Genomic DNA, 6,268 nt, shown 5'->3' with positions numbered 1-6,268 from the left:
ACGATCTTACAGCTGAGCTGTTCTATCAAGAAGATGCTCTGTTGAATCGTTTCTCTCATTTCGAAAGCGAATTAGAAAGTATTGCCAGATCAGGGGTGGGCGACGAATGGGGAGGGCGTTTAAGTTTGGCTAAGCAGGCTTTTGATCTCTCGTTAAGCTATGCCCGCCTGTATGCTAATCAGTTCTCCATACTAATCGATAGGAATACTTTTCAAAGCACACCTTATAGTCAGCGTTACGAACTCTATGGGCTTTCGCTGGGTATCAATCGGGGAAGCATTATGTACGAGCTTGATTTGGCCTATAAAACAAATCAACTCTCTTCGGTTTATGCGCTGAGTGGTCGGCCTGAAAACTTAGAAGACAGGCTTGAAATTGCGCTAGGTTTTGAATATCTAAGTGCCGCTAATCATCAAGTGAATGCTGGTGTATGGCGTTTTAAAAGTCTAGAGCAAGATACGAATCGTACCATCTATAACGAGATCTGGAATGTTTCATGGAGCAAGGAGTACTTTAATGATGTGCTCGGCTTGAGTGTGCTTGGGGCTTGGTCTACTGTCTCTGAGCTATTTGTGTTGAATCTGGCATCTGAGTATGACTTTAATGACTATGTTCAGTTATCTCTTGCGCTTAGCTATGCCAGCAAAAGCGGCTCAAATGACCCAGTTTATCCTGATTCAAAACTTAGCAGCACCTTTAAAATAGAAGCCCAATTCTAGCGATTTCTAATTGCTTAGCGAGCTCCCACTTATCTCGCATTGTTAGTAATTTCCTCTTAGTTTTTATTAATGCACTGCAGTTTTATGCGCATGTAACATTTCTAACCTAAACTTAAGGCTAGATGCGATTATAAAATAAAAATATTTGGATAATATGATGGAAGCCAGATCTGTAAAAACGATTGAAGATGCGAAGCATATTGTAAATCTTCGTGGAATAAAGCATGTCAAAGTTGGTCTTTTCGATATAGACGGCGTGATGCGCGGTAAATATATGAGCAAAGATAAGTTCTTTGCTGGGCTCGACAAGGGTTTTGGTTTTTGCGATGTTGTTTTGGGCTGGGACTCGAAAGATCAGTTATACGACAATGTCAGTTACACTGGCTGGCATACAGCCTACCCAGATGCCTCTGTACGAATTATTCCCGAAAGCTGTAGGGAGATTCCTTTTGAGCAAGATACTTTACTTTTTATTTGTGAATTCGTAGGTGCCGCAGCAGCTCTCTGTCCGCGCAATCTTTTGAATAGGATATTACAAAAAGCAGACTCAATGGGCTTTTCTGCCAATGCAGCGCTAGAGTATGAATTCTTTCTATTTAACGAAACCCCAAAAAGCGTAAGAGAAAAAGGTTTTCGAAACCTTGAGCCTTTTACGCCGGATAACTTTGGTTACTCTGTTTTAAGGGGAAGCGTCCATCACGACTTATATGCACAAATTCTTGGGCTTGCGGAAGAAATGGATTTTCCGATTGAAGGTCTACATACAGAAACCGGGCCAGGTGTTCTTGAGGCTGCGATAGCTGTTGATACCGCACAAAATGCCGCCGATAAAGCATCGCTATTTAAAACTTTCATTAAAGTATTGGCCCAAAAAAATCAATTGATGGCGACCTTTATGGCTAAGTGGTCGGCCGACTACCCAGGCCAAAGCGGCCATATTCATATTTCCTTAAACGATGCGAAGACAAATGAGTCAGTCTTTTTTGATCAAAGTAAAGATTATTCGATGAGTGATACTCAAAGGCATTTCGTTGCGGGTCAGCAGTTATTGATGCCAAAGTTCTTGTCATTGATTGCGCCAACGGTTAATAGTTATACGCGACTAATTCCTGGCTTCTGGGCGCCAACCGATGCTACATGGGGCGTTGAGAATCGTACTTGCTCGCTTCGCGTTATACCTGGTTCAGCGAAGTCGCAGAGAGTCGAGTATCGTTTAGGCTCGGCAGATGGTAACCCGTATTTAACTTTGGCAGCGGCGCTTGCTTCAGGTTTGTATGGTATCGAGCACAAACTTGAACCGACACCAATGGTTGTAGGTGATGCTTATTCACAAACGCATCCCAGCGCATTAAAGCTTCCTTCAACACTTTGGGAGGCGGCGCAAGCTCTAAAGGAGTCTAAAGAGGCGAGAGGCCTATTTGGCGATGCCTTTGTAGAGCATTTTGCATCGAGCCGAGAATGGGAAGAGCGAGAGTTTCGCAAGCACATTAGTGACTGGGAAATGGACCGGTATTTCGAGATTATTTAACTAGAAGACATATTATGGCTAGAAAACTGAAAACCTATTCGCCAATTGATGGCTCTCTATATGTTCAAAGAGAGTTGGTTGGCGAAGAGCAGATGCTTGAAGCGGTGTTGCTTGCAGATAAAGCGCAAGATGACTGGGCTTTGGTACCCTTGGAAAAAAAGAAGCACATTTGTTCGTTAGCTGTAGAGTGCTTTGAAGAAAAAAAAGAGCTTATAGCTGAAGAGCTATGTTGGCAAATGGGACGACCGATACGATATGCAGAAGGCGAAGTTTCCAGTTTTGCAGCACGCGCCCGTCATATGATCTCAATATCTGATCGATGCCTTGCGTCAAACGAGGTTGACGATAAGCCTGGGTTTAAGCGCTTCATTAAAAAGTGTCCGGTTGGAACGGTAGCAGTTCTAGCGCCATGGAATTACCCTCTACACACACCGATCAACTCTATTATTCCAGCTTTATTAGCTGGTAACTCGGTGATCCTAAAGCATTCAGCCCAAACACCTTTGTGCGGTGAACGTATTGTAGAGGCTTTTGCCGACGCGGGTCTTCCTCAGGGCGTGTTACAATGCCTTCATATGAGTCATGACACAGCCAAGACTATGCTGGAGCAACCTTCCATAAAGGCTGTGACCTTTACTGGTTCTGTCGAGGCCGGTAAAGATATTGAAAAAGCATGTGCAGGTAGGTTTATTAACCTAACGCTTGAGTTAGGGGGCAAGGATCCGGCCTATATTCGTAGTGATGCTGACCTTGAATATGCAGTTGAATCAACTGTAGATGGGGCTTTCTTTAATTCCGGTCAGTCGTGTTGTGGGCTCGAACGGATTTATGTTCATCAGTCAATTTATAGTGCGTATGTCGAGCGCTTTGTAGAGCTTACTCGGGAGTATGTCCTGGGTTGCTCAAATGATCAGGCAACGACGCTTGGTCCGGTAGTCAATGCTTCGGCGGCAGCAAGAATACGCAAACAGATTCAAGGCGCAATTGATTCAGGTGCCAAAGCCAATATCGACGTCACAAATTTCCCTCTTGATCAGAATGGTACGGCCTATCTAGCACCTCAAGTGCTGACGAATGTTGATCACTCGATGTCAGTAATGCGTGATGAGACCTTTGGTCCTGTTGTGGGGATAATGGCTGTTAGCTCCGATGAAGAAGCAATAAAGCTTATGAACGACAGTGACCTGGGATTGAGTGCAGCTATTTATAGCAATGACCTAGAGGCTGCGACTGCGCTAGGCGAAAAGATTGAGACGGGTACTTTTTTTGTTAATCGCTGTGATTTTCTAGATCCCGAATTGGTGTGGACAGGAGTGAAAAATACCGGGCGTGGTTACTCTTTGTCTGTGCACGGCTTTGATAATTACATCCAACTAAAGTCTTACCATATAAAATCTATTTGAGAGTAATTGACTATGCATATATTGGAGGGGAACTGGAACTACCCGAATCAGATTATTTCGGGCGCCGGTCGTTTGGCTGAGCTCGCTACTCAGTGCCAGGAAAAGGGATTTGAACATCCTTTAATCGTGACGGATCCCGGTCTTTCGAGCTTACCTATTTGTGATGAACTCAAGCAGACACTTGAGCGCGCAAACATTAAGTTTGATGTTTATGATCAGGTATCAGCCAACCCGAATCAAGAAGATGTGTGCCGCGGTGTTGAGCAGTTTAAACGCTCAAAGCATGACTCAGTAATCGCTTTTGGTGGTGGCTCAGCACTTGATGCAGCAAAAGCAATTGCTTTAATGGTTGGGCAAGAGCTACCTATTTGGGAGTTTGAGGATGTTGGCGATAACTGGTGCAAGGTAAAGGAGGAGGGTGTTGCACCTGTTATTGCAATTCCTACAACAGCTGGAACAGGTTCAGAGGTTGGTCGTGCTTCTGTCATTACTGATTCAGAAAAACACCTAAAGAAGATTATATTCCACCCAAAGATGCTACCAGTGCTAGTGATATTGGACCCCAACGTAACGACAGGTTTGCCAGCTAAAATTACCGCTGCAACGGGCTTGGATGCCTTATCACATTGCCTTGAAGCTTTTTGCTCACCTTCTTACCACCCGATGGCTGAGGGTATTGCGCTTGAAGGTATGCGCCTGATTAAAGAAAATCTCCAGCTTGCATACGAAAATGGCGATAACCTAGAAGCGCGGATGCATATGCTGGTTGCTTCAAGTATGGGGGCTGCAGCGTTCCAGAAAGGTTTGGGAGCGATGCATGCTATCGCACATTCTATAGGTGCAACATATGGTGCGCATCATGGTCTTCTAAATGCTATTTTGATGCCTTATGTCCTCGAAGAGAATTATAGTGAAATCAAAACAAAGCTCGGGCGCGCCGCGAGATATCTTGACCTAGACGGAGGTTCCGCAGACTCGTTTATTTCTTGGGTCCACCAACTTCGAGCAGACCTTGGTATACCACGTACCTTAGATGAAATCGGTATCAACTTAGGCGATGTACAAAAATTAGCTGCCATGTCTGTTGAAGATCCTTCAGCTGGTGGCAACCCTATCCAGCTGTCGTCAGCTGATTATGCGCGCTTGATCGGAAATGCCATTCAAGGCGTAAATGAAACGCCTGGGGAAGGGGCGTAGGCTGCATAATGGATAACTATAAAGTCGCCATTTTGCAGTGTGATGACGTGCTAGATAAGTTCCGGACCGACTTCGGAAACTATCCGGGTATGGTTGAAGATTGCTTTACGCAGGTCTCGCATAGCTTAGAGTTTTTTACTTATGATGTGCGTAAAGGTGAATATCCTAAACAGATACAGGATTTTCGTTTTTATGTGATCACTGGGAGCAAAGCCAGTGTCTACGATAATGAGTTCTGGATAAGTAAATTAGTAGAGTTTGTGCAATGTCTGGATCGAGTATCGATACCTGTGTTTGGAATCTGCTTTGGTCATCAGATCATGGCTTTAGCAAAGAATTGTTCGGTTGAGAAATCTTCTAAAGGTTGGGGTGTAGGTGTTTCAAGTAATGAATTAACCAAGTGCGCCTATGACTTAGGCTTTGAGGGAAATGCCCTTAATATGATTGTTAGCCATCAAGATCAAGTCCAGAATATACCGCAAGAATCCAAGCTTCTAGCGACAAGTGATTTTTGTCCATACTTTGCCGTTCAATGGAGTGATTCCTTGATTAGTATCCAAGGGCACCCGGAATGGACTTGTGAATACTCTGAAGCCTTAATGAATGATCGTCGCGGCCGAATCCCTGCTAATACAATTGAGGCTGGTCTAGAGTCCTTAGCGAAACCTCTGGATAACAGGGGTTTCCTAAGTGTAATTTCGAAATTTTTACTTCAGAAAGCGTGATGTTGGTTTTGGTGGCTGTTAATGTGCGTGACTTATCGGCAAGGTAGTTAGGGTGTCATTTAGCTCGCTTGAAACTGCCTGGTTTCTACCATTCAATTTTGCACTATATAGTGCCTTGTCTGCTCGCTCTTTCAGGCTATCAAGGGTTTCACTTTGAATGAAGGTCGAGGTACCAGCACTAATGGTTACAGGGATAATTTTGCCCTTATATAGGTAGGTGTGTTGCTCTACGCTCTGCCTGATTCGATCAGCAATTTTTAAAGCTTGATTGGCATCTGTATCATCTAGAATTAATACGAACTCTTCGCCACCGTAGCGAAAACACAAATCACTTCCACGCGCGCACTTTTTGATTGTCGCAGCAAGGTCGCGAAGGACGCTATCACCGGCTAGGTGTCCGTATGTATCGTTGACGTGTTTAAAATGATCAATATCAAGCATGAGAACGGAAAGAGGGGTGTTGTGACGTGTCGCTAGCTCTGCCTCTCTGTGTAAGCTGGCATCAAGTGCGCGTTTATTGCCGCAACCCGTTAACTCATCTCTAAGCGCTGATTGAAGTGCTGCTTGATATAGTTTTGCATTTCGTAAAGGAAATACCAAGGTGCTAGCCAGGCGCTCGATAATGGAAAGTTCTTCTTCAAGAAAGCGCTTCTTTCTAGAAAAGGTAATTGCGCCTAATTCTGTTTCGTCCATGGT

6 protein-coding genes are annotated in these 6,268 nt (G+C 44.4%); 5 read left to right on the top strand and 1 reads right to left on the bottom strand.

The genetic code is table 11. The features are described 5' to 3' along the window. The 5 genes from A3735_RS29985 to A3735_RS00800 form a co-directional block, all read left to right on the top strand. Nucleotides 1-719 (top strand): hypothetical protein (locus tag A3735_RS29985; RefSeq protein ID WP_197485556.1); only part of this gene is annotated, 719 nt, incomplete at its 5' end. 154 nt (nucleotides 720-873) lie between these two features. Then, nucleotides 874-2,247, top strand: a complete 1,374-nt coding sequence (locus tag A3735_RS00815; protein ID WP_156499284.1) for a glutamine synthetase family protein — start codon at nucleotides 874-876, stop codon at nucleotides 2,245-2,247. Between the two features lie 14 nt (nucleotides 2,248-2,261). Beyond that, nucleotides 2,262-3,650, top strand: coding sequence for an aldehyde dehydrogenase family protein (locus tag A3735_RS00810; protein ID WP_068516698.1), 1,389 nt, complete (start codon nucleotides 2,262-2,264; stop codon nucleotides 3,648-3,650). Between the two features lie 12 nt (nucleotides 3,651-3,662). Continuing rightward, nucleotides 3,663-4,847 carry an iron-containing alcohol dehydrogenase gene (locus A3735_RS00805; protein ID WP_068516696.1) on the top strand — a complete coding sequence of 395 codons (1,185 nt, stop codon included), beginning with the start codon at nucleotides 3,663-3,665 and terminating at the stop codon, nucleotides 4,845-4,847. Nucleotides 4,848-4,855: 8 nt separating this feature from the next. After that, nucleotides 4,856-5,572, top strand: a complete 717-nt coding sequence (locus tag A3735_RS00800; protein WP_068516691.1) for a hypothetical protein — start codon at nucleotides 4,856-4,858, stop codon at nucleotides 5,570-5,572. A gap of 18 nt (nucleotides 5,573-5,590) precedes the next feature. On the opposite strand, the gene A3735_RS00795 is transcribed toward A3735_RS00800, so the two are convergent. Then, nucleotides 5,591-6,268, bottom strand: a 678-nt coding sequence (locus A3735_RS00795; RefSeq protein WP_068637378.1) for a GGDEF domain-containing protein, incomplete at its 5' end; no start/stop codon positions are given.

The organism is Oleiphilus sp. HI0061, assembly GCF_001635675.1.
The sequence above is the reverse complement of the archived record's forward strand: the minus strand, read 5'-3'. Positions and strand labels throughout refer to the sequence as shown.

Bases quoted from the DNA above. Each gene is read 5' to 3' on its own strand.
- A3735_RS00815 (WP_156499284.1), top strand. From the start codon at position 874: ATGATGGAAGCCAGATCTGTAAAAACGATTGAAGATGCGAAGCATATT.
- A3735_RS00810 (WP_068516698.1), top strand. From the start codon at position 2,262: ATGGCTAGAAAACTGAAAACCTATTCGCCAATTGATGGCTCTCTATAT.
- A3735_RS00805 (WP_068516696.1), top strand. From the start codon at position 3,663: ATGCATATATTGGAGGGGAACTGGAACTACCCGAATCAGATTATTTCG.
- A3735_RS00800 (WP_068516691.1), top strand. From the start codon at position 4,856: ATGGATAACTATAAAGTCGCCATTTTGCAGTGTGATGACGTGCTAGAT.